Below are 22,771 nucleotides of genomic sequence, written 5' to 3' on the forward strand. Positions count from 1 at the left end.
ATACCTATTTTATCCCTTTCTCCTTTGAAGTGGTTTCTACAGGCTTCTTCACTTTGAAAGTGTGCTGAAAATGAAAATATATTCATGGGTGTCCGGTTTATAATATAAAATAAACAATTATGAGTAATTACGGATATTCAAATATCCATTTCACCATACAATTTGTGCCAACAATTTAAGTTGAAATGCTACTCTATTAGGTTATTCAATTATAGAATTTACCGTATAAGTCAACCCTCGAAATGTCTAAAACTCCAAAGAGAAAGTCCCTGCCATTGAATAAAAATCATGTTTTGCGGACTCAAAATTTCGTTAAGAAGATTTGAAAGAACTTCCCTATAAGCTTGATAGAGCTGCTATTCAATTAACTATACCTAGGTGGTTTGCACCAACTAACTAACTAAAAATAGTCTCTACTAACTAACTAAAATTAGTCTCGACTAACTAACTAAAATTAGTTTATACTAACTAGCTAAAATTAGTCTCGACTTTTTTGCTACACTGAGTTCAAACTAAATAATGTTAGTCTGAACTAAAAAAGATCCCAACTTAAAAACTAAAACTAGTTCAAACTAAATAATGTTAGTCCGAACTAAAAGAAGTCCCGACTAAAAAACTAAAATTAGTCCAAACTAGCGGACTAACTGGTGTAATACTTAGATCTCATCGACAATACAAATTGATAATGATTTGTTACAATTAAGTCTTTTTCTTGTGTTGAATGTTTATTGCTGACTCTTTATATAAAATAAGAAAAACAGTGGAAACCATCTTTTTTTACGAGCTCTCATTATTAGGGCGATTTTTCAAAACATTGATAATCAATATCTTAATTCTTCAAAAAAAGTAGGGTATTTAAGGGTCAAGGTTTTTCTGGATTTTGAACATAGCTTGGCAGCTTAATTATAAAATTAAGTCTATGTCTAAAATTTGTTTTAATGAAGAGATGGTAATTGACATCCATCAGAGGATGATTGAATTCACCTGCCCATCTTATGCCAAGCAGCCGGATCCATATATGTCGAAAGACGAGGTCATGGAATTTTTAAAGATTAAATCGGCTACAACCCTCCAGAATATTAGGGATACGGGTAAGATAGAATTTACTGTTCTTACTAGTAAGAACATCCTCTATTCCCGAGCTAGTGTTCTCGATTATTTAAAATCAAAAACTCAAAAAGCATTCTAATGACACCAATTGAAAAAAAGGAATTGAAGGGATTTAACCATGGTTATATTCTTCAACTAGAGAACCCAAATTACCTATTCAAATACCTCCAAATGAGCAGTGCCATGAGCCACTATCATAGTGGAATAATGAAAGGAGCAGAATACTGTCGATCTAAATTCCCTACTGTTAAAAAGCAATGGGATTCCATTAAACCAAAGGGAAAAGATAGGGGGATGTCAATATGAATATTACACATATTTATCAACCATATATGGCTGAGCTGAAACCGTTGTAAGTAAACAGGGCAAGGTATGTTATCTTATAAGATAGACATCAAAACGAAGGGTTTTGATCCTTGACATTTATAGGAATAAATGGAATCTGAATCCGCCCTTTGGTTGATCAGTTGAATAAATAATTAATTATATAATGGAAGAAAGAAATAAGAAAAATAAGAGGAAAGAGGCTATCAAAAAATATGAGGATTCTAGAGTCAGAAGAACCATATTATTTAGCAAAACAGAGTTTGAGCAAGTGAAAGAAAAAGCAAGCAATTTGAGATACGAAGCTCGTGTCAATTCTTATATAAAGGAAGCTGCGCTAACCGGAATTTCTAAGCCGATAAAAACCAACAAGTACCAAAAGTCAAATCAAGAAATAGCAATGTTGCGGGTTGAGTTGAGGAAGCTGGGAGTGAACATTAATCAGTTGGCACAGCAAATGAATTATTTAATTAAGCTGGGTAATGGAGATCAGTTTGTTAGTAGCTTAAATAATCTTAAGGATACAACGGACAGGATCAATTTTAATCTTATAATGTTTTCTAATAAATAATATGATAGCTGAAATTGGTAAAAGCAATAGTGTCAAAGCAGTTGTGGAATATAATGAAAAAAAGGTAGCCCAAGGCGTGGCACGTGTCATATATGACAATACAATGGCTGTTAATGGAAAGGGAAGGATTGAAGCGATGTATGATTCTTTATCATTGAATGGGAAAATCAAAATTGAAGCTTTTCATACCCCGATATCATTTAATCCTAGTGAAAGAGAATTGACAGACTCTCAAATGGTTGATATTGCCAGAAAGTACGCAGAGCAAATGGGCTATGGGAATACTCCCATGGTCATTTACAGGCATCTGGATACCAACCATCAGCACCTTCATATCACATGTCCAACTGTGGATTTTGATGGTATTAAAATCAATGATTCAAAGGACTTTAAACGTAGTATGGAAGTATCTCGCCAACTTGAAAAGAAATATGATCTATTAGCCACGGACTACTTATTTACTGAGCACGATAAGTTTAATGAAATTCAGCGAGAGATGCATATAGTTTTAGATGCTGTTAAAGTAGAGATGTTTGAAAATTATAATGATTTTCAACATTTAAATCTTGAAGACTACCAGGCGTTTTTGATGTTAGTAAATTTAGCACAAGGAATTAGTAAAGAAAGAGCCTCTGAAGAGGATATTGAAAGCAAAAACATAGAGAAACAAATTAAAGGAGCGGGAGTAACAACAACGGAATACCTAAAAGTTAAAAAGAGCTTTTCAGAAGTAGGTTTTAACAAGGTTTTGAGTTTGCTTGAAACCAAAGGGCATAAGGTCAAGACTAAAAAGCAACTTCTTATTGAAGAACTAGATAAGTGTAGAGATGCAAGTATTAACTTAAAAACCTATGAGGAAGAGTTAATAAATAGAGGAATTGAGTTTAGACGTATTGGATCAGGAGCAGCCAATTATACATATTGCAATAGAGAGGGTACTTTATGGGTTAAGCAAAAACAACTACCTCCTAGGTTCTCAGTTAGTGCAATACGGAATAGAGATATAGTACCTGTAAAGAAAAGAAGAAATTTAAAAATAAGTAAAGCGCTAGTTACTAACCTAAGACAGGTCTTAAATATTTCCTTATCAACTACAGATTTTAAACTCAAACTTCGTCAGTTAAATATAGGCATTAAGGAAGTGGATGAAAGGGGGATGAAGGAATACACTTATTCATTAAATCAATATAAATCTTTTAGCTGTTCGGGAAGTCTTATTGAAGGGTTTGATTACAATACAATTCAGAACCATTTTAACAACCCTAATAAATTGTTATTAAGGGAAAGGGTTGCTTTAAATGAATCATCTGTTAATGACCGTAAATATGTTGGGTCAATTGGAAGTGGGGATTACCTTCCACCTAAAAAAATAGAAAACTTTGATTTAAAAAAGCAGAAGCAATATGTTGTTAACTCCATCAATAAGGCTAGAAATCAATCTAGTACTTATGAGGAATTTAAAGATACGTTAATGCATAAAAACCGCATCGAACTTATAGAACATTCCAATACTAGAGGTATTTATGGAATTAGTTTTAAAAATTGTGGAGTAGCAAATCCAGAAATATTCAAAGGTTCTCAATTAGGACAAGGAAACCGCTATGACTTGCTGGTCAGTTTCTTTGCTCTGAAGAAGAAGGTCAAGACAATTAGAATTATGTCGCACTTTTCTGATCAATTTAGTTCCAATGTTGATCTTGGATCCAGGCTTCCACTTGCTCCTTTTAAAATGAATGTAACTGGAGTAATTGTGAAATCGACACTCAAATCAATAATGGCTAGCAATAACACCTATCAGAATGAGCAGGAATTAAAAAGGCTTAAACAGAAATATGAAAATGAAGAAAAAAAGAAAGAAAAAGGCATTGGATTTTAGTTAGTATGATTCCACTTTCTTAATCCGTTCAATAGAGTGCTAGCTTAAGTTTTTGAGCCTTGGCCTTTGGAGATACTCCTCAGCTATAACATTGCCTTGAGGTTGATCATATGCCTGTACTTTTTTGGCCATATACCTGGCATCGATTTTTAGACGCCTTACTTTGTTTTCCAGGGATTCAATCGCTCTCATGAAATCAGCTTTTTTAGACATCTCCAGATTGGAAGTGGCTACTAATTCTACCAATTGACTGAATTCTTTTATATTTTCCATTGACTATTTTTAATTTTTATGAGCGGTTAATCTTTGTAGGTTTTCTTTGCTGAAGAATCTCTCAGGGTCTAGGGAGTTAAATTGTGTTGAGCTAATGTTATTTTTAGAAAGCACCTCTAACTGATGAGCTATGGATCTAAGCGCAAATAAGATATCACCTTTTTCAGCTTGGGTGGAACTTGAGTTCAATATCAACTCTACTAATTCGTTCCAGTCATTTTGGTAGTTCATACGATTCAATATTAAAACTTAAAAGTATGAACATATATGTAACATATCTAATTATCCTCTATATTTTAGTAAAAAATTTATCTCCTTACATTTTTGAATTAATTGATAATTAAATGAACACCATCCAATATCTATCAGATCTCCATTTAGAATTTAACGCTAATCACGAATTTCTAAAACATAACCCTATAGTTCCGGTCTCTGATATACTGATTATCGCTGGTGACTTTGGAGTCCTTGAGCGAGATAAGTCGGATAAAATGTATCGGGATATAGACTCCTTTCTTGATTTCTTATCTGTAGAATTCAAACAGGTTTATATAATACCTGGCAACCATGAATACTATAACGGGTTTAATATTAAACTATCTCGCCAGGAAATTAGAATACCCATAAGAGAGAATATTCTTCTACTTAATAACAGTGTTGAGATCATCTATAACCATAAGTTTATTTTCTCAACGTTTTGGTCATTCTTATCGGACAACTTCCCCAGGTATAGATTTTCTGATTTTCATCGTTGTATGTATGATGGATACCACATGACTGTTAATCAATACAACCTGTTACATATAGATTCTACAGCCTTTATTAATTCAGAAATAGAAGATAACCCACGTCAACACAAGTTGGTTATTGTGACTCATCATTTGCCAAGTCTTTCGCTAATTGCCCCGCAATATTTAGGCAGTGATTTAAATCCTGCATTTGCTTCATTTTCTGATGGACTTATTCATAAAAGCAAAGCATATGCTTGGATTTATGGTCATAGTCATTCTAATATGCCGACAAGGTATATTGGAAATACGATGCTTTTAACAAACCCTTTGGGTTACATACAACAACAGGAACATAACAAATTTGACAATGCTAGATTACTGATGATGGAGTAATTTTTCGTAAAATGTGAGAAGGTATTTTAGTATAAAAGTATGAATATATAAGTAGTAACGTAAATGATACCACTTGTTTTCTTTTGTCTCATGGATGATAGGGAAAAGCAAGAGTGGTTGAATAAACTTGCATCAAGAATGAAGCAACTTAGGATAGCAAAGGGTTATTCTAGCTATGAACCATTTGCTTACGAACATGATCTTCCCAGGGCTCAGTATGGCCGTTATGAAAGGGGGGAGAACATTACATATATCAATCTTATCAAAGTCATTAAAGCACTGGGAGTGACCCCTGAACAGTTTTTCTCAGAAGGGTTTGATTGATATCTGTGGGTCTGCCAATATAAAGTTTGTTATTATCTAAATATAATCACTCTAGCATTACTCAAATTATTGTCAAAAATGATTCCTTCTGCATTTGGATATTGTTCCTTAGCAAGATCAATCATATTATTCATGAGTTGTTGAAAACTAATATTTTTAGCTGCTGTTCCCAAAACACCTCCAATTATCTTTCCGGCCTGGGTTTTTCCAGATGTTGATTCATTCAGTTGCTTTCCTATATCATTCTTTACCTGGCCTATGACTTCATAACCCACCTGCGGCTCCGATAGTATAAATACATATAGGCCTCGTATGTTATTTACCTTAGCCTCATTTTGCAATGGAGGAGCTTCACAGGAAAATAGGATTATGATCAAAAGGCAAATGATTGGATTTTTCATATTAATATCTTTTAGAGGTCTCGACTGGATTTTCCTATTCAATAAATTCCCTTATTTTATCTAACCAAATTCTAATTTCATCATAAGCGCCACGCTCTGTCAATCTATCAATTGTCATTCTATTTACAGCATTTGTGTTTAATAGACGTTTTACTTTTGATATTTTTCTCTTTTGTTTTTCTTCGTTTTTGATAGGGTCTGGATTAATAGAGCTCCAATCTGATGTGCTTGTTGCACTATGAACTGCCATTGCAACTTTTTTAGGTACATCATCTATATCGGTGATCTCAGTTAAATTAATAGTAATATTTAAGTCCTGATAGCATTCATTAATGGCTTCGTGATGTAAATAATTTTCTAATTCTAATTTGGTTGTATTATAACCGATTTTTTTATCATTCCCTTCTGCATTTAAATCCGATACACTTTGGACATATGTAGGAATATCGGAATCATAAATATGAACTTGCGATTGTAAAAGGCCATCTAGGTATTTTTTCTCTATGTAATGTTTCAGTTGAGAGCCACCCGTTGGAATGAAAGCAACTGCTTCATTATTTTCCAAATTGATAATTGAATTATCATTAGCGTTCAAAAGTTTACTAAAACCTATTAAACCATTTATATCGTTTTCTCCTTCAACAAAAACCAATACTTTGACTTTGTTTTTTGGGTCAGGTAATGCCCCTAAAGTATCTATAATTTTATCAATTATTTCTGTATTGTCCGTTCCATCAGAATTCAAACCACTTTCTACATTAATATTGTAGTTATCAGAATATACATATCTTAAAGACCTTTTGGGAATTTCTTTGGCTAGGTTGGAATTATGCGTTGTGAAAAATACTTGAGCATTTTCAGTGTCTGATAATTCTCTTAAGGCGTTTACAATCATAAGTTGAAAGTCGGGATGTTGTGATGTTTCTGGTTCTTCTAGTGCATAAATGATGTTTGGAGCATTAGTAGTTCTTCTATTTTCAACTTGTGCTCTAAAGAAACTTAATAAGACTAAGCGCCTCATTCCACTACCTCTTTTATTTAGTGGAACGCCTCTGTCATCTTCTAGAGTTAATTTGAAGATAGAATTCCAAGTGGGTTCTTTAGGAAAATTAGAGCGTAAAGTCTCCGCTAAACTAGAATCTAATTCATTTAGTTTATTTATTGTGTCATCAGCAAGAGCGGTGGATGCATTTTGTATTGCTTCTTTTAATTGTTCCAATAATGGTGTAATATGGTCTCTTTTTAAAACCTCTTTTATAATCTCCTTCATTGGGTCTTGTATGTCCGAATCTTGGTCAGTCAATGGTTTGTCAACAAAAAAAAGAGAGTAAATAGGTAAATATTTCTTTAGCCCTAACCAGATTTTTTTTCTGTTATCCTCGTTATCTAATTTACCATCAATTTTTATTTCTTTAGTTTCGGTTGTTATATTTCCATCTGGATAGAAATGGTTTCTTATAGCATTTCTTAATTCTTTACTTTTAGTTTTATTAACTCCTTCAGGGTTAATTTCCAATTCCTCAAATTGTAGTTTCAAAGTTGTTCGCTTCTTTGAAAGTAAGTCCATCACATTTTCATTATCGGGGTATTCGCAAATAATCACAGATTCTTCGGATATTGTGCCAACTGTTGAAACTGGAAATTTCTTTTTAATCTCAAGTTTATTACTAGCATTTAAAAGAAATTCATCTTTTAAACTTGTTTCTATTGTATCGTCAAGAATTAAGGTGTCAGGTAAATCGTCAAAAACACAAGTTATTTCTATTTGGGAATTATCGTTTGATATACACAAATCATCCTTATCAGGTTTTCCGTTAAAAAAGATTTCTAACGCTTCCAAAATAGTGGACTTCCCTACGTCATTCTTCCCAATTATTACATTCAGATCCGAAACATCAATTTCTGTTTCTTGAGAGTAACTTCTAAAGTTTTTTAGTTTAACTATATTTAGTTTCATAAGTTGCTTTAGTCATATACTAATGTCTTGTTAACGATAATAAAGATGCTGATTTTTTTATTGCTTCTGATTCATCGGTTAGAAGTAACTTATTAATTGATATCAAACCATTTCAATTTCCATCCTAGTGAAAAAATACTTTAACGACCAATACACCCAATAAGGTAAAGCAATGCCGAACGTAATAACTGAAAGAAATAAAAGTCCTAGAGACATAATAAAGTATTCCCCAAAATTTCCAGTAAAAACCACATATTTTCCGCCAATAGCAAGTTTGGTAAAGAAGTATTTGTAGGACCAATAAACCCAGTATGGTAATGCAAGGCCAAAAGTGATTACTGATAATAAAAGGAGACCTAAAGACATGATAAAATATTCACCAAATCCTCCTGTAAAGTTTATTCTCTGCTTCATGATTTATGTTTGTTTGACTTTATTTGTTATACTTTTTCAACTACACCCACACCCGCTACCAACAGTCCACTTGCAACAGGAATCGCCACATTGGCTTTGGGTCTTATTAGAACAGCCACAACTGGATGTAGTAGGGCAACCTGAGCTTCCACCTGATGATGGTAAATGCTCACAAGCTATTCTATCATTGTCGGCATCCAAATCTCCTCTACAGTCTGGGTCGGCATTGAAAGCTGCTTGAGCCGCTTCCTGCGTAGCATAGTCTGCACAGTTAGTATCTGGGCATCCTGCGCTTTCAGCTGGGTCGCAGCTACTTAGGTTCAGCGTGATAATTGTAATGACGAGTGTGAGGAATAGCCTGATCATATATTTTATTTTCAGGCAAGTAATCAGTTTGACTTAAGATGGGCTAATTAGATTTCCTAAGGAAAGGATTTGGTTTCCTAAAGCTGTTTAATTTTTCAGGTACGGCTCCTTCCAAGTCTTTACTTGAAACTTTTCAATTGTTCTCTTTCCCCAGTTCTCAGTTATTGTAAACGCTGATATTCTAATATGGACATCAACTCCATCCATTACATTGTCATTGAATAGACATATGTAAAATGTTCCTTTTTTTGGAAAATCCATGCGATTATATGATAATGGTCCGTTTCCCTTTTCAAATTGTAAAAACTGATTACCGTTCATAAACAATTGTGCATTGTCATAGTCTGTAGCAAACCAATATTGAATGTTGTCTGCTTTATCTGGCACCCCAAATTCGGCAAGGCCGTTCAAGGCCAAACTAGCCAAAACCGTAGAACCAGTAGGGTCGAATGACGACAGACCATTGCTGAATTTAGAGGCTGCTTTAAGTTGAGTTCTCCTTTTATTGGCATTATCTTCAGCTTCCTGAAAGATGGCTTCAGCATCTTCTCCAACACCTAAATAGTATGACCATGACGTTACGTTTTCAGGAAGCGTTACCTGTACCGTAGTTCGGTTCGGAAGTCCATTGGTCGATGTTTGAGAATGAACTCTTTCAACCTTATTGGGAATAACACTGACGATAGTAGTATCTTTTGATACTAGATAGTCTTCTTCCACGAAATATTTGGTAGTATCCCTCCTAATTTTCCAATAAACAGTTGTATTAAATTTTTGATTATCATCAGCTGGAATTCTCTCAAGAGAATAACGGCATACGCGAGCGGATAATGCTGTATTTTTTAGTCGCAGCTTATAAATTCCGGTATTTATAATGGAAATAGTTTTGTTGGTAATTGATTCTTGTTCGTAATCAAAAAATTTAGACCCATTTGGGTACTCTAAAATTTCGATTTCCTTTAGGTCTTTTCCTTTGACTTCGCTAAAGTTGAATACAAGTTCATCACCTTCTGAAAGTCCGAAATAAAGTTCTTCTTCTGATAGAGCAGCTACTTTAAGAGTGCCTTCTGAAATAATAATTTTCTCTTGTCCCTGAGTAGTAAAAAATGAAAAAATATTGATGGAGAAAATTAAACAGAAAAGTGTTTTAATGTCTATTGACAACATTTGATGATTTAATAAATTTATGATCTCCGGAACAATTAACAGTGGTTTTATCAAACGGGAATGATTCCATATATTCTACATTTAATGGTGGTTTGTTATTATTAATAAGAGCTGCTTCCACTCGTTCATTATCTCCATTATAAACTTCCGTGTAACAAAAGCAGATTTGCTCTTCCTTAAGAAGAGTTTGTCTCCATTCTTTCCATTTTTCGTGATTTGAGATTCTCTGATTTAAATTATCTGCTTTGCCAATATAGATTAAGCTTTTTAATGTTACTGTGCGCTCTTTCTCATTGTAAAGGCACCTATAAACTCCATAAACTCCAGGTTTTTTACTAAGCCCTGAAATATTGATTTCCCTCCAATACCCCGAAAAATTTTGATCAAATATTTTTTCAGCCATAATCTTTATATTATTTTTTTTCATTATACTTCCTAGCTTTTGGCGCTTAGGTTATACGCTTTTTCATTGTCTTGTTTACTCTGCAGTTTACTGTCTTTTTCTCTGTTCTTGAGCCGCCTGGAATGGCTCTAAAACATCTGCTATGCAAGAAGTGGGTTTTTCCCTGATAGAAATAATTTTATTTCCGAACAGTTAATTTCCATTTCCGAAATTTCAATATCACTCATGCTGCCAGCATTTACCGCTACTACTTTTGGTCATTCGCTTGCAGCGGTTGCCTGTTGATTTGGCTATGGCAGAACATTGTCTGGAAACAGCTGCCTTAATGGGTGCAGGTGTAGGAACTGCCTTTGGTGAATCAATTTTTACAGCTTCTCCTGTAACAGTAGTTGATGGCTTACAAACCTTGCATGCTTCGTAATTTTTCTTCTTTGCATCAGCTAATGATATAGCGTACTTGCTGTATTTTAAATAATGACAGCTTTCTTTATGGTACTTAGTGCCTGTTTTGGTTACATATACCGTTTGTGCTTCACCTACTGAAGAACAAGTCCAGAGGATAATACTTAATAATAGTAGTCTCATTTTGGTGGCTGTCTTTTATGTGGTTTCACAGGAACTGTTTTTGGCCCTGGTTTAGGTGCATCAGGGTTGGGTCGTGGTGTTGGAGATGGTGTTGATCTCTTATGCGGTTTTACGGGTACTGTCTTTTTCGCCATGATTTCTAATTTTTATAATTATCAAACTGATTAAATGCACAATAAACCTGACTGCGTTATATAAGATCAGCCATGAAATAACAAAAGCTCCAATGGCTAACATGACAGCCAATCCCGCACCACCACCTTTACCCCAGTTTTGTCTTAGGCTAAGTCCGGGTATTCCAGTTCTAATCGAAAATCCGCGGGAGCCGATTGATCCCCATTTAGTTCTTTGGCTATAAGAAGCACCCGACTTGCTTAAATTGATTCCTGCTCCTTTGCCTAGATTAACACGTTTTTGATAGCGAATGCTCACTTTTCAGTATCTTTCTTGAAGTGAAGAACTTACAGAATAGCTTACAATTGAAGTATATACCTCAGAACTCATCTGACTTTTGCCGTTAAATTCAAAATTATTGGTTTCATTATTAGCTCCAATAATTCTGACCATATTAGTCATTTCAATGTAGGTATCATGGAGAATGAAGCCGTAATCATCTAGAAAGTTAATTGTTAAACCTCCCCCTCTATAATTTGATCTGAGGCTATTTAGACCGTAAAGGTCAAGTTTGAAATATAAAATATCTCCGCGATAAACGGCTGACAAGTTAGTATATGCACCATCTTTAACGAAATCCATATTTTTCTTGTCAAATTCCCTTAGGCTAGAGTTTAGTACTTCTGATCGAGTGAAAATATCGGTTTTTAAATTCCCCAATTCCATGATTTCCGTATCAATTACGCGATATACCTTACTATCATGAACAAAGGTATTATTCCCAACCATTGTGGTCTTCTCGCATGCGATCAGTACAATTAATGCTAAGTAGATAAAAATTCTCATTGGTTAATTTGACTAAGCTTTTCGAACTAAAGTCCACGTTGCTGAATGACCTCCATCTCTTGAGCAAGGTGGGAAAGTCTCTCCCTTCGACAGTGGGATTTCATTTGAGCTGTGACTACTGCATTTATAAACTCCACTTTGTTGGCACTTTTCTCCTGTTTTTGGCATGATCCTTATTAGTTTAAAATGATTTTAAACTAATATTAGGTCAAGAATTTTAAATCTTAAACTTAGATTTCCCGAGAAAGGGTTTTGGTTTCCGAATCAGTTTATTCCAACAAAAACCCATTGTCCCCCCTCCTTTGCAAAGCGGTAGGTTTCCTTGGGGAGGAGCCCTTGAAAGGTGTATTCTCTTCGCTTTGCCCAGTCAGATCGTTTTGAATAAGTGAGGTCTACTGAAATATATCGGATTTGGTTTTCGTATTTTACTTCTACCAAATACCTTTCGTCCTCCGTCTTCTTCTCAGTCATAATCTCAAACTTTACTTGTTGAGTGTTAATAAAGATAGTTTTCACGTCCATGGTATGAGGTGAAGGCAGGTAATCGATGGCAAAAATATTAGGGTAAGTAAACCCGAAATTATTGTATGCAGCCAGGTGATCTATTTCAACGCCAAGTGCAGGTTCTACATTTTTCTTAAAGTTAAATTCTGAATAGCCCGTTTTAAAGTAATACTCATTACGGTATTGAGCTTTAATGTTTTCGTAGCGTTCATGATAATCTGTAACCTGTTGAATGGTGGCAGCAACTCCATTTTTTTTACTCATTTCCAATTCATGGTCATTAATTATTTTTGACTGCATTACTTCAATGCGGCTTTCAATGCTAGAAACAACAAGACTATTTGGAGGTAAATCCCTAATTAAGAAAAACCATAATGCAACAAGGGCAAGAATGCCTGTAGATGTAAAAGTTAAAACAGTTTTAAAACTAGTTTTTTGTATGAGGTTTGTTCTCTTTGAATCGACTATTGCTGATAGTTCTTGCTTATTTTCTTGTATTGCCTTTAATATTTCCTTTATGATTACATCAATTCCTTTTGATGACTCCACTCCCCATTTATCAGCAAGAAGTGGGTCATATCTTTTTACCTCTTCTGTAGTCATGTTATGCCAGATAGGAATAATGAAAGAGTCGCTTTTACCCCATAGTGCATGAAGCTCTTTTTTTGGCCAATCCTTAGTAAAGTAGTTGTGGGTTAATATTACTACACCATATCTAGAATTATTAAGACCTTCCTTGATCACCTCCTGAATACTTTTACCCACTCTTAATTCCTGACCAGCAAACCAAACTTTTAAGCCTGAGCGCTCAAGCTTTTCTACAAGTTCAGTTACAATGCTGATTTTATCCTCTACAGCATAGGAAATAAAAATGTCGTACTTGTATTTTGGATAGGCCATAGACTATTCTGTTAATCTCGCTAGATAGTAGTTCTAAAAGGCTTTGTCAAAATTCGTTTCCCTAATCGGGGAATAAGTTTCCGAATTACTTGATCAAATTAATTCTACTCATCAAATCTTCTTTATAATTACTACTCATTTGGACTTGATGGTCGTCACCCAACTTTATCATATTGCCTTCAATGCCTGTTATCTTATTCACATTGACCACAAAACTTCTATGAACCCTAATAAAGTCTGGGCTTTCAAATTGCTCAAATATGTTTTTCATATTATTTGACAAAGTATATTTCTTCTGCTGAGTCATTACATAACTATATGCTCTGTCAGCTTCCAAATAAAGAATATCGGCATAAGCAATCATTTCTGAAGTCTGATTTTCGGTTCTGATGAATATGCGATCAGTCAACTTACTCTTTATATTTCCATTGCTCCTATTTGCATTTTGAAAAGCAAGTTCCAATGTTCTTAAAACTTCGTTAGCTCGAAATGGCTTGGATAGATACCCTGCCGGAAATGTTTTCTTGGCTCTTTGTACCGTTATCTCATCTTCATGATCTGACAAATAAATAATAGGAATTTTATTGAGTGAATGTATCTTCTCAACGGTTGATATACCATCTATTTCACCAGCCAGTTGTATGTCCATCAATATCAAATCAGGCACATCAAATGATACCTTTTTGATGGCTTCTTCACCCGTTGTCAATGTATCCGTTACCTCAAAACCATGATCTTCAAGTGTGCTTTTCAAATCCTGAGCAACAAGAAGAGCATCTTCGACAATCAATACTTTAATCTTTTCCATAGCCATCAGTTTAAAGGTAATGTCAGTTTAAATTCCACTGACCCCATGGTCGCCCAATTTACTTTAGCGTTTAATTGACGGCCTAATGTTTCTATAATATTTAAGCCCATTGATTTTTTAGATTCAGCAATGATTTCAAAACCAGGTCCATTGTCAGATACCCTCAATAAAAAGTCACCTTTTGTTTTGGATATAGTTATTACCAGTCTTGGGTTATCTGCCTGTGAAAAAGCATATTTAAACGAATTACTCACTAACTCATTTACAATAAGGCCAATTGGAATTACTTTATCAACATCCATCTCACAATCTTCTATATCGATGTGTATATCGTCAGAATCACTGCTGTACCCATAAGTTGCAGCCAGTTCATCAATCAATTTGCTGATGTAATCTTTAATGTTAACGGTTCTCTCTCCTGACTGTCTGTATAATTGCTGATGCACCAGCGCCATAGCATTCACACGGTTTTCGCCACTTCTCACAGCATCCAGAGCATATTTGTCTTTTAGTACTTTAGATTGGAGGCTGAAGATGCTTGATAATAACTGCAAGTTATTTTTTACGCGATGATGAAGTTCCTGCATTAATGTTTCAATCTTGTGCTTATCCTTTCTTTCACGTCTAAATCTGTAATGAACAAGAAGTGCAATAGTGATAGCCAGTAAAATCGAAATAATCAGAATGATCAGCCAAAGTCTGTTTAACTGCAGCTCTACAGTCTGCAAATCCTTTTCTTGTCTGAGCAGTGTTATGGATTGTTCCTTTTTTTCGGTCTCATATTTAGTCTGCATCTCAGCCAAAGCTTCAGCTCTTTCTTTATTGTACAGACTATCATTAACCAGGAGAAGTTCTTTGGAAAGTGCCAATGCTAATGTTGGGTTGGAACTCCGCAGTAATTCTATTCTGTGTTTTAGATTGTCCTTTTTTAAGTTGGTAAACTTCTGCTTTTCAATTATCCGAATGGCACTATCCAGGTATAGTGAGGCTTTTAGTTCATCTCCTAATTGTAGATGCAAGCTGCCGAGACCATTAAGTGTGACAGCCATACTTTCATCATTGGGCGAAGCGTTGACTTTTCTAGCTTCAAGTAGATAATCCCTTGCTTCTGTAGGCCTTTTTAAATCAAGTAAAACAATTCCGAGGTTGTTAAGCGTGCTTTTTAGACTGGATAATTTGAGTTCCCTTTTTAATTTCAATGACGTTTCATAATAATAAATAGCACTGTCAAATTGCTCCAATTCTTGAAAAACTAGACCGATATTGTTTAGTGAAGAGGCTACAGCTCTTTGCTGACCTTTTAGAGAATACCTAATATTTAAAGCTTTGAAATGATATTTTAATGCTCCTTGATAGTCGCGTTGCCGAGAATTAATATTGGCTAAAGTGTTATAGCATGTCGCAATGTAAAGTGAGTCTTTACCTTGTTCAAAATTCTCTATTGCTTCGAGCAAATATTCAGTAGCTCTTTCATAGTTGCCTTGCTCCTTAAATACAATGCCAATATTTAACAAAACAGAAGAGGCTCCTGTAGTATCCTTAATCAAGTGATACTTGTCAAGCGCTTGAAAATAGTAATAAAGACTACTATCAAGATTTCCCATTTGGTAATGGCCAACACCAAGATAGTTTGATCCTGAAGCCATACCCTTTTGATTTTTTTCCTTTTCGTAATGTCTATTTAGTCTGATGAATCCAAGGTTAGCACTGTCATAGCGCCCTAAAGAATAATACTTTAAGGAAGAATTATAGAGGCTATCAGTGTTTGTATCTAAAGTGTGAATATCAAAAGCAATCGTTGGCAAAGCCAAATGGAGCGATAGGCTCCAATAGATTAAAACCAAAATAACTCTAGACATAGTGCATTAATTTAAGTGTATAATAAAGAAAAACCACTCGAACGAGTGGTTTTTCTTTAGCTATCAGTTATTCAGAGAGTCCAGAGGCGTAGTACTTTGCTGTGAAGGAGGGGGAGGAGGAATAACAATAGGATCTTCATCCTCATCACCTCCACCGCCAAGCGGTTTGATATATTCACTATTGCAAGCGAATGTTCCTGCCGAGAAAATAAATAATAGGGCCGTAATGTATTTTAACTTTTTCATTTTATTAAAATTTAGAGTTGTACAATGGCCTGTGCTGAAATGAAAGGACAATAAGATTCCCTAGCTCGATATTCCTTGAATACAAGCTTCTGAAAGTCAGAATAGTAAATCCATTTTAGCCTAAGCCGACAATGCGAGATGCTTCCTTTTTCCAGAGCATAGATGACTCAAATCTCGCTTTCGAGTAATTCACCCTCTGTTGTTAGGAAATAAGTGGGGTGTATTCGCGTGATACACTCCGGTGAGATTGATCAATCAACAATGTAAATTTGCTAGTATTTTGAGCCATTCTTGAACCTTACTTTGTCTCTTACTCCTTTTTTAATACCTTCATTACATCTTTTTTAACCTCGGCAAAAAATGAACTTAGAAGCTCCCGTTGAACATCTTGAGCAATTGATGAATCTTTTATGTAAAAAGCTTAATGTCTCTTTGGATAAAGCTGGTTTTATGACAATGGCCGAGGTAATTCAAGATGTTGATGTTAGATACGTTAGAGACAAACTTCATGGAAGAATGACTCGAGCAAAAGTTGATAGAATTGAGAAGATTAAACTGAGTGATGCAAAACTCAATACAATATCAGAGTTTTTAGGTTTCAAAAACTTTATTCATTTTCAGAATTCACTGAGTCTAGATGTTAATCTTTTGAGGTTAGTTGGTTCTTACTATTCTTTTGTAAGAAAGAATGATATAAAAAAGGAAGTTCTTAGATCACCTGTCAAAATAGAAAGGAGAACAAATGAGGTGATTCTCAAATTAAAAGGGAAGGATAGAAATTTTGAAGGAAAATTACAGCTTCTGGAAGGGTGTATATTTTGTTTAATGAAATCAGATGACAAAGTTTTTCACCATGTTTATAAGTTAGGTAATGCTCAAAATCCTATAGTCCTCCAAGGAGTCTTTTCAGGTATTTCTTCGGCAAATAGCCCAATTGGTGGACGATGTCTGTTAATTAAACAGGATATTGATTTTGATCAACTTGTTAATAAGAAACTAGATGTTAATTCCCTTTTGACATCATTATCTTTAGAAAAACAAAACATTGGAAAGTACTTTGAGGCTTACGAGAATAACAATCTTAGCATAAGAGTACCTAGTGGATTTGATCTAGATGATTTAGCCTAACAAACTCTAGTTATTCTTACCTAGCACTTCAAATAGATACTTATCTGCTATAGTTTGAGGCAAAATAATGATATAATCACGATTTAATAGCTTTTTTAATATTGGGTAAATTTTCTATGAATGAGGGTAACTTAAATATTTTAATCAGTTTTTCTGAAAATGCCAGGCATGGAATGACAGGGGCGTAATCAGGTGGACTTTCGTAAATCCTTACTTCATCAATTTGAGTAAAAGAAGCATCCAGAAGCTTCAGTCCTAAATTGTACCTGGAGCGAATGTTCTATTGTTAACATAGTGCCCATTTTCTGAAACTCTCTGTGCTACTCTTTTGATAGCAAGTTCCTCACTCTCAAGTCCAATAAATACCAGTTCTGTTTTAAAATTGAATTTCTTGGCTTCAATTATATGGTTTAAAGTCTCTTTGCTGTGAAAGTTAGTTTCAAACAAAACATGCTCACTTTTTTTTAAAACCATTGGTTAAGTATTTATGAAAATCTTCACTTGTCTTATTACGAATGCCTTCTTCTATAGCAGGATCAAAGTCAAACTTTTTCCATTCACTATACATTCTACTGTCATAGTCAAATGATTGAATTCCGTAGGGCTCGAGTATTGAAGCGCTTACCGTTGATTTTCCTGCGCCATTTGGCCCGGCAATTATTACTAACGATGGCAATTAGAACTCCAGTTCAAATCTTTTTTTAGAAGGAATAGGAAGTTTAGTTGATTTAGATTTCTTTATTTTTTCATTGGCAACAGCTTTATCAATAAGCTTTGCTTCCTCTTTCATTTTAGCTTCCAATTGTTTTGTGCTCATATTCAAATATATGCCTTAATATGAAATTAGGTTAGATGAGGTGATGACCTGGCATCCTCAAACTCTCACCTGCGCAAGAGGGTATGTTTTTTTATTTACAGAAAAGTCAATGAATTTTAGAATCTAATTCTTCTATAAATTGTCCATAATTCAATTGTGAATTATAATAATAAGACCCCTCTTGGAGTGCCTTGACACAAAGGACAATAATGAAAATAGCACAAGAATGTATATCAAGTGTATGTAAACGAAATATCATTATAAATTCAGGTATAGGCTGATTTCTATATGACTGGAAATGGATATAGAATACAAATATTTGAAGTTGATTGTTTGCAAGATGTTTGCAAGTAAAATAAAAAAGCACTTACGAATTAACGTAAGTGCTTGATTATCAACGTGGGCCCACCTGGACTCGAACCAGGGACCACCTGATTATGAGTCAGGTGCTCTAACCAGCTGAGCTATAGGCCCGGAATCAATTAGCAATTGCCAATTAACAAACAATTGACACTGGTTAACTATCAATTGCCCTTTGTTTTTCGGTTTGCAATATTAGATATTTGCCCACAATTACACAATAAAAAATATAAAATTGAGTCAGGGAAATATTAAGAATTTAATTTTCGATCTGGGAGGCGTAATTATCAACCTAAATACCTCATTAACAATCAAGGCTTTTGCAGAACTATCCGGTAGATCTTTAGAGGAGATTACTGAATTCTCAACAACAGAACCTGCTTTTCACCTTTATGAAAAAGGGCAAATAACAGATACCGACTTCAGGACTGCTATTAGAACGCTTACCTCTAAACCATTAGATGATACTTCTATTGACAAGGCATGGAATGCCATGATCCTTGATTTACCAATGGAGCGTATAAAATTGCTGCGAAGTTTAAAGGAAAGGCATAACATCTTTTTACTGAGCAATACCAACAACATTCACATGGCATGTGTAAATGATGTGCGTATAAAGGCAAGTGTTGAGTCTTTTGATCAATTGTTTCATTACGATTATTACTCACACATTATGGGCAAACGGAAACCTGATGCAGATATTTTTGAGCAGGTGTTGGAAGAGAATAACCTCGATCCGGCACAGACGCTTTTTCTTGATGATAATTATGACAATATTAATGGCGCCTCTAACTTGGGAATAAATACACTTCACGTAACTTCACCCAACTTGTTATTTGAGTATTTTGATGAACGATAATATTAAAACATACCTCAAGCATCTCGGCCTTTTTATTCTCACTTTTCTTACTGCAACTCTTGCGGGTACCTGGTGGGTAAATCAAAGAGTTTGGCCATTTACGGAATACGGGGTGTCTGATTTTGTTATAGGAATGCAGTATTCCATCCCGTTTCTTTTGATACTTACCGTCCATGAGTTTGGCCATTATTTTATGGCCAAATACCATAAGATAAAAACAACCCTTCCTTTTTACATCCCAATACCACCATTTCCAATGTCTATTGGTACTATGGGGGCAATTATCAAGATTAAGCAGCACATTATCTCTAAGAAGATTCATTTTGATATAGGAATTGCTGGCCCGCTAGCAGGTTTTGTCATTGCGCTGGGTGTGCTCATCTATGGCTATGCTACATTGCCCGAGCTAGATTATTTGTTCGAAATTCATCCTTCTTATGCACAATATGGTGATGATTATGCTGAGCATGTATATACCCCGGAATTTCAGCAAATAGAGGCAGAGCGTCTTTATAATGAAGCTAGAGTGCAGGATTCCCTAAAGGCTGTAGAAAACGGGGAAATAGATGAATGGAGTTTCCCACCATTTCAACAATTGGGTAATTTGTCAATCGGTAAGCCTTTGCTCATGCAGTTTATGGAAACTTTTGTTAGCGATAAGAAATTGATTCCAAACGCCAGTGAGATAATGCATTATCCTTTACTGATGGCTGGTTTTTTGGCGTTATTGGTTACGGCACTAAACCTAATGCCAATTGGTCAGTTAGATGGCGGACATGTCTTGTATGGACTGATAGGCACTTATTGGCATAGGCGAGTGGCATCGGCAATATTTGTTGGCTTTGTATTTTATGCGGGTTTAGGAATTGTTTCCCCTGATGATTCAGGGCCAAAAATTTTTGATAGCATATGGCTTGCCAGAATAACGTATTTGCTATATCTAAATTTCATTTTTAAAGGATTGAAATTAGACTCAACAAAAACTCTTCTGATTTCAATGATCGTGTTTTCAATTCAATATATAACGCCCTTATTTTTCGGAATAGTTGAGGGTTATTCTGGTTGGCTACTGTTTGCCTTATTAATAGGTCGCTTTATAGGAGTTTACCATCCTCCTGTGCCTATTGAAGAACCCCTGGATTTGAATAGGAAAATATTGGGATGGCTCTCACTATTAATATTTATTATATCCTTTAGCCCTGCGCCTATAGTTATCAATTAGTAATTAACAATTGACAATTAACAATTTTGTTGCTGATAATTCTAAAACTTACGATTAGCGGCTCTTTAGGTAAGCTTCTATGCCACCTTCAAGGCTTTTTACATTCTTAAAACCGTTTTTGAGAAGGTATTTCATGGCCTGATTACTGCGTGTGCCTGACTTGCAATGCACAATTACCTCTTTGTTTTTGCAGAAATCCAGTTCAGTTATTTTTTTTGGCAGGTCGCCCAGAGGAATGTTCATTGCACCAATATTTTCTTCTTCATATTCCCACTTCTCGCGCACATCAATGACAACAACTCCGTCAATGTTAAGTTTGGATTTAAAACTCTGGGTACTGATTAGATTCATTTCTTGATAATTTTTAAGGTCTTGGATGCTATGCCGCTTTTCACCCTGACAAAATATAACCCGTCAGATAGGGTGGATAAATCTATAGTTGCTGGTTCATCACTTACATGATGCTCCTGAGCAACGGATTTACCATACATATCAAACACCTCAAAATTATCAAACCTTCCTCTTATATTAAAGATTCCTGATGATGGATTTGGATAAATTACAATCGTTTGTTCTCTATTATTTTCAATACCTGTGGTGGGGTCAAAAGGAATGGTTTCCCCAAAAACAGGCCTTAGCATAAAGCTGCCGGACAGGTTGCTTTCAGGGATGGTTTGCCATAAGTTGCCCAGATTGAAGAAGGCTTTGTCTGTACTCACATTGCTAATATCAAAACCAAGACTTAATTGACCATTGCCGTTTTGGCGATACCCTAAATAGAAGTCTTCTGAAAGCGTTACAGGCGATTTTAAATAGTAGCGAATAAAAGTATTAGGTTTTGGGTCCCTGCCTAATGTGAATGTCTCACGCATGAGAACATTGATAGGTACAGTATCATTTTCCCAAACTATAATATCAATTGATCGGCCTGTAGGGTCGGTTTGGCTGAGTGGGAAATACATTTCAACGGCAATGAGGGTATCAGTTACAGATGGTGTAACAGGAAATTTGATGGCTAGGCTATTACCGGCAAAATTGAGCCCTGCTCCAAACTCAGCAGTGCCATCATCATAGGCATAATAGTCTTTTAAAATATACTCATTGCGGATAGTGTCATTGACCCTGAAATCTATTGGCGAGTATTTTACATCATAATCACCCGTAGGAGCCAGGGCATTATCTGTGGCATCAATGAAAGTCTTAAGGCTTATGAAAATAGAGTCTTGACCTTCAGGGATCGTTAGATTGTCAAAGAGGTTATCAATGGTTTCATTTATAACTTGAGGATTTTTTAAGCTTTCAGTATCTCTGAAGATGGTATCTGTATTTACCACAGTTTTAGCATTATCCTTCCACAGTTCCAGACTGCCATAATAAAAGTTGTCATAAGGCTGAGGGTCATCATTAGGATTATCTACAGAGCTTACTTTATATGAAGGTACCTTGTTCTGAGAGGTTCTATAATGCCTTGCAGGTATGGCATAAAAACCATCGAAGATTGAGGTAAGTGGAGAACTAATTGTTCTGTCAGGATAGTGATTGTCTGAAGGACTTCTGCCTTTGTTTAAATATACATAGTCCACATTCCAGATATCATAAAAGCCTTGCGGTCTGCCAAAGGCCTGAATCCTAAACTGGAACTGGTCATGCAAATGATTTGCACTGTCCACTTTGATCAAAGCCTGAACAAAATCACCAGAACGATCGATGGCGGCTCCTTGTGGCCAAACAGGGATCCATTGTCCATCGGCATTTTTAAATTCTACCCGCAGTGAGTCTGTCTCCTCAGGGGTTTCACCGTTACCACCAAATTGGTAAAAGAAACTTAAATAAACATTACTTGCCGCTGTCAGTCCAGATAAGTCAATAGGGCAGGAGGTAAGTGAGTCTGTGCTTGCTGTTGTGCTACCTGAGTATGAACCACCATCTGATTTTATGCCATCAAAACTTGCTACCCCTATGCTAGGAGGGTTTAGTCCAAGGCCATCACCAATATAAACAGATTCGCTATTTACCCATAAACTGTCTGACGGAACAAAATCTTTGGCGAATGAAAAGTCATCCCAGAAAGGAAGTGATAGTGTCGTACCCTCAGTTCTGGAGGATTTCTGTGTTTTTTTTGAAACATCTCTTTTTATGGGCGTTATTGTTAGCTGCCCATAGCTATAAGTCAGGGTTGATAATAGAATGAATAAGATTAATGCATTCCGCAT

Annotated in this window: 29 protein-coding genes and 1 tRNA gene; 9 read left to right on the top strand and 21 right to left on the bottom strand. The window is 35.3% G+C overall.

Annotation, left to right across the window (positions count from 1 at the left end):
• Positions 1-919 precede the first annotated feature (919 nt).
• From RIB54_RS00985 to RIB54_RS01000, 4 genes are all read left to right on the top strand, one after another.
• Positions 920-1,189: a helix-turn-helix domain-containing protein gene (locus RIB54_RS00985; RefSeq protein ID WP_350098887.1), complete on the top strand. Its 270-nt coding sequence runs from the start codon at positions 920-922 to the stop codon at positions 1,187-1,189.
• Positions 1,189-1,416, top strand: coding sequence for a hypothetical protein (locus tag RIB54_RS00990; RefSeq protein WP_350098888.1), 228 nt, complete (start codon positions 1,189-1,191; stop codon positions 1,414-1,416). The genes RIB54_RS00985 and RIB54_RS00990 overlap by 1 nt, the downstream gene beginning before the upstream one ends.
• 184 nt (positions 1,417-1,600) lie before the next feature.
• Positions 1,601-2,005: a plasmid mobilization relaxosome protein MobC gene (mobC, locus tag RIB54_RS00995; RefSeq protein WP_350098889.1), complete on the top strand. Its 405-nt coding sequence runs from the start codon at positions 1,601-1,603 to the stop codon at positions 2,003-2,005.
• Position 2,006: 1 nt separating this feature from the next.
• On the top strand, positions 2,007-3,881 hold the full coding sequence (locus RIB54_RS01000; protein WP_350098890.1) for a relaxase/mobilization nuclease domain-containing protein: 1,875 nt from the start codon (positions 2,007-2,009) through the stop codon (positions 3,879-3,881).
• A gap of 39 nt (positions 3,882-3,920) precedes the next feature.
• Here RIB54_RS01000 and RIB54_RS01005 read toward each other — a convergent pair whose 3' ends face one another.
• Complete coding sequence (locus RIB54_RS01005; protein WP_350098891.1) at positions 3,921-4,154, bottom strand: hypothetical protein; 234 nt, start codon at positions 4,152-4,154, stop codon at positions 3,921-3,923.
• 9 nt (positions 4,155-4,163) lie between these two features.
• Positions 4,164-4,385 carry a hypothetical protein gene (locus tag RIB54_RS01010; RefSeq protein ID WP_350098892.1) on the bottom strand — a complete coding sequence of 74 codons (222 nt, stop codon included), beginning with the start codon at positions 4,383-4,385 and terminating at the stop codon, positions 4,164-4,166.
• 113 nt (positions 4,386-4,498) lie between these two features.
• On the opposite strand from RIB54_RS01010, the gene RIB54_RS01015 reads away from it, so the two are divergent.
• Positions 4,499-5,278, top strand: coding sequence for a metallophosphoesterase (locus tag RIB54_RS01015; protein ID WP_350098893.1), 780 nt, complete (start codon positions 4,499-4,501; stop codon positions 5,276-5,278).
• A 63-nt stretch (positions 5,279-5,341) separates the two neighbouring features.
• The gene (locus tag RIB54_RS01020) at positions 5,342-5,602 is read left to right on the top strand and encodes a helix-turn-helix domain-containing protein (RefSeq protein WP_350098894.1); all 261 of its coding nucleotides are present in this window, start codon (positions 5,342-5,344) and stop codon (positions 5,600-5,602) included.
• Positions 5,603-5,634: 32 nt separating this feature from the next.
• Here RIB54_RS01020 and RIB54_RS01025 read toward each other — a convergent pair whose 3' ends face one another.
• From RIB54_RS01025 to RIB54_RS01085, 13 genes are all read right to left on the bottom strand, one after another.
• Entirely contained in the window at positions 5,635-6,003 is a 369-nt protein-coding gene (locus RIB54_RS01025) for a hypothetical protein (RefSeq protein ID WP_350098895.1), read from the bottom strand.
• Positions 6,004-6,037: 34 nt separating this feature from the next.
• Entirely contained in the window at positions 6,038-7,960 is a 1,923-nt protein-coding gene (locus RIB54_RS01030) for an ATP-binding protein (protein WP_350098896.1), read from the bottom strand.
• A 102-nt stretch (positions 7,961-8,062) separates the two neighbouring features.
• Positions 8,063-8,374 carry a YjgN family protein gene (locus RIB54_RS01035; protein WP_350098897.1) on the bottom strand — a complete coding sequence of 104 codons (312 nt, stop codon included), beginning with the start codon at positions 8,372-8,374 and terminating at the stop codon, positions 8,063-8,065.
• A gap of 36 nt (positions 8,375-8,410) precedes the next feature.
• Positions 8,411-8,740 carry an excalibur calcium-binding domain-containing protein gene (locus tag RIB54_RS01040; protein ID WP_350098898.1) on the bottom strand — a complete coding sequence of 110 codons (330 nt, stop codon included), beginning with the start codon at positions 8,738-8,740 and terminating at the stop codon, positions 8,411-8,413.
• Positions 8,741-8,827: 87 nt separating this feature from the next.
• On the bottom strand, positions 8,828-9,907 hold the full coding sequence (locus tag RIB54_RS01045) for a hypothetical protein (protein WP_350098899.1): 1,080 nt from the start codon (positions 9,905-9,907) through the stop codon (positions 8,828-8,830).
• Complete coding sequence (locus tag RIB54_RS01050) at positions 9,888-10,334, bottom strand: GIY-YIG nuclease family protein (RefSeq protein WP_350098900.1); 447 nt, start codon at positions 10,332-10,334, stop codon at positions 9,888-9,890. The genes RIB54_RS01045 and RIB54_RS01050 overlap by 20 nt, the downstream gene beginning before the upstream one ends.
• A gap of 195 nt (positions 10,335-10,529) precedes the next feature.
• Positions 10,530-10,895: a hypothetical protein gene (locus tag RIB54_RS01055; protein ID WP_350098901.1), complete on the bottom strand. Its 366-nt coding sequence runs from the start codon at positions 10,893-10,895 to the stop codon at positions 10,530-10,532.
• A 99-nt stretch (positions 10,896-10,994) separates the two neighbouring features.
• Entirely contained in the window at positions 10,995-11,327 is a 333-nt protein-coding gene (locus tag RIB54_RS01060; protein WP_350098902.1) for a DUF4236 domain-containing protein, read from the bottom strand.
• A gap of 3 nt (positions 11,328-11,330) precedes the next feature.
• Complete coding sequence (locus RIB54_RS01065) at positions 11,331-11,855, bottom strand: hypothetical protein (protein WP_350098903.1); 525 nt, start codon at positions 11,853-11,855, stop codon at positions 11,331-11,333.
• Positions 11,856-12,119: 264 nt separating this feature from the next.
• Positions 12,120-13,259: a toll/interleukin-1 receptor domain-containing protein gene (locus RIB54_RS01070; RefSeq protein ID WP_350098904.1), complete on the bottom strand. Its 1,140-nt coding sequence runs from the start codon at positions 13,257-13,259 to the stop codon at positions 12,120-12,122.
• Positions 13,260-13,344: 85 nt separating this feature from the next.
• Entirely contained in the window at positions 13,345-14,067 is a 723-nt protein-coding gene (locus RIB54_RS01075) for a LytR/AlgR family response regulator transcription factor (RefSeq protein WP_350098905.1), read from the bottom strand.
• A gap of 5 nt (positions 14,068-14,072) precedes the next feature.
• Positions 14,073-15,926 carry a tetratricopeptide repeat protein gene (locus RIB54_RS01080; RefSeq protein ID WP_350098906.1) on the bottom strand — a complete coding sequence of 618 codons (1,854 nt, stop codon included), beginning with the start codon at positions 15,924-15,926 and terminating at the stop codon, positions 14,073-14,075.
• A 63-nt stretch (positions 15,927-15,989) separates the two neighbouring features.
• Positions 15,990-16,172 carry a hypothetical protein gene (locus RIB54_RS01085; RefSeq protein ID WP_350098907.1) on the bottom strand — a complete coding sequence of 61 codons (183 nt, stop codon included), beginning with the start codon at positions 16,170-16,172 and terminating at the stop codon, positions 15,990-15,992.
• A 360-nt stretch (positions 16,173-16,532) separates the two neighbouring features.
• On the opposite strand from RIB54_RS01085, the gene RIB54_RS01090 reads away from it, so the two are divergent.
• Positions 16,533-17,300, top strand: a complete 768-nt coding sequence (locus tag RIB54_RS01090) for a hypothetical protein (protein ID WP_350098908.1) — start codon at positions 16,533-16,535, stop codon at positions 17,298-17,300.
• A 255-nt stretch (positions 17,301-17,555) separates the two neighbouring features.
• Here RIB54_RS01090 and RIB54_RS01095 read toward each other — a convergent pair whose 3' ends face one another.
• The 4 genes from RIB54_RS01095 to RIB54_RS01110 form a co-directional block, all read right to left on the bottom strand.
• Complete coding sequence (locus RIB54_RS01095) at positions 17,556-17,774, bottom strand: hypothetical protein (protein WP_350098909.1); 219 nt, start codon at positions 17,772-17,774, stop codon at positions 17,556-17,558.
• Positions 17,755-17,976: a DEAD/DEAH box helicase family protein gene (locus RIB54_RS01100; RefSeq protein ID WP_350098910.1), complete on the bottom strand. Its 222-nt coding sequence runs from the start codon at positions 17,974-17,976 to the stop codon at positions 17,755-17,757. The genes RIB54_RS01095 and RIB54_RS01100 overlap by 20 nt, the downstream gene beginning before the upstream one ends.
• Positions 17,977-18,117 carry a hypothetical protein gene (locus tag RIB54_RS01105; protein WP_350098911.1) on the bottom strand — a complete coding sequence of 47 codons (141 nt, stop codon included), beginning with the start codon at positions 18,115-18,117 and terminating at the stop codon, positions 17,977-17,979.
• A 400-nt stretch (positions 18,118-18,517) separates the two neighbouring features.
• Positions 18,518-18,591: transfer RNA gene (locus RIB54_RS01110), tRNA-Ile, on the bottom strand.
• A gap of 121 nt (positions 18,592-18,712) precedes the next feature.
• Here RIB54_RS01110 and RIB54_RS01115 point away from each other — a divergent pair.
• Together RIB54_RS01115 and RIB54_RS01120 are read left to right on the top strand one after the other, a co-directional pair.
• Entirely contained in the window at positions 18,713-19,336 is a 624-nt protein-coding gene (locus RIB54_RS01115) for an HAD family hydrolase (RefSeq protein WP_350098912.1), read from the top strand.
• Positions 19,326-20,558, top strand: a complete 1,233-nt coding sequence (locus RIB54_RS01120; protein ID WP_350065053.1) for a site-2 protease family protein — start codon at positions 19,326-19,328, stop codon at positions 20,556-20,558. The genes RIB54_RS01115 and RIB54_RS01120 overlap by 11 nt, the downstream gene beginning before the upstream one ends.
• A gap of 54 nt (positions 20,559-20,612) precedes the next feature.
• Here RIB54_RS01120 and RIB54_RS01125 read toward each other — a convergent pair whose 3' ends face one another.
• Together RIB54_RS01125 and RIB54_RS01130 are read right to left on the bottom strand one after the other, a co-directional pair.
• Positions 20,613-20,909, bottom strand: coding sequence for a rhodanese-like domain-containing protein (locus tag RIB54_RS01125; RefSeq protein WP_350098913.1), 297 nt, complete (start codon positions 20,907-20,909; stop codon positions 20,613-20,615).
• Positions 20,906-22,771, bottom strand: a complete 1,866-nt coding sequence (locus tag RIB54_RS01130) for a T9SS type A sorting domain-containing protein (RefSeq protein WP_350098914.1) — start codon at positions 22,769-22,771, stop codon at positions 20,906-20,908. Before RIB54_RS01130 ends, RIB54_RS01125 begins: the two co-directional genes overlap by 4 nt.

The sequence above is a fragment of the Fulvivirga sp. genome, assembly GCF_040218215.1.
In the GTDB taxonomy this organism is placed as follows: Bacteria; Bacteroidota; Bacteroidia; order Cytophagales; family Cyclobacteriaceae; genus Fulvivirga.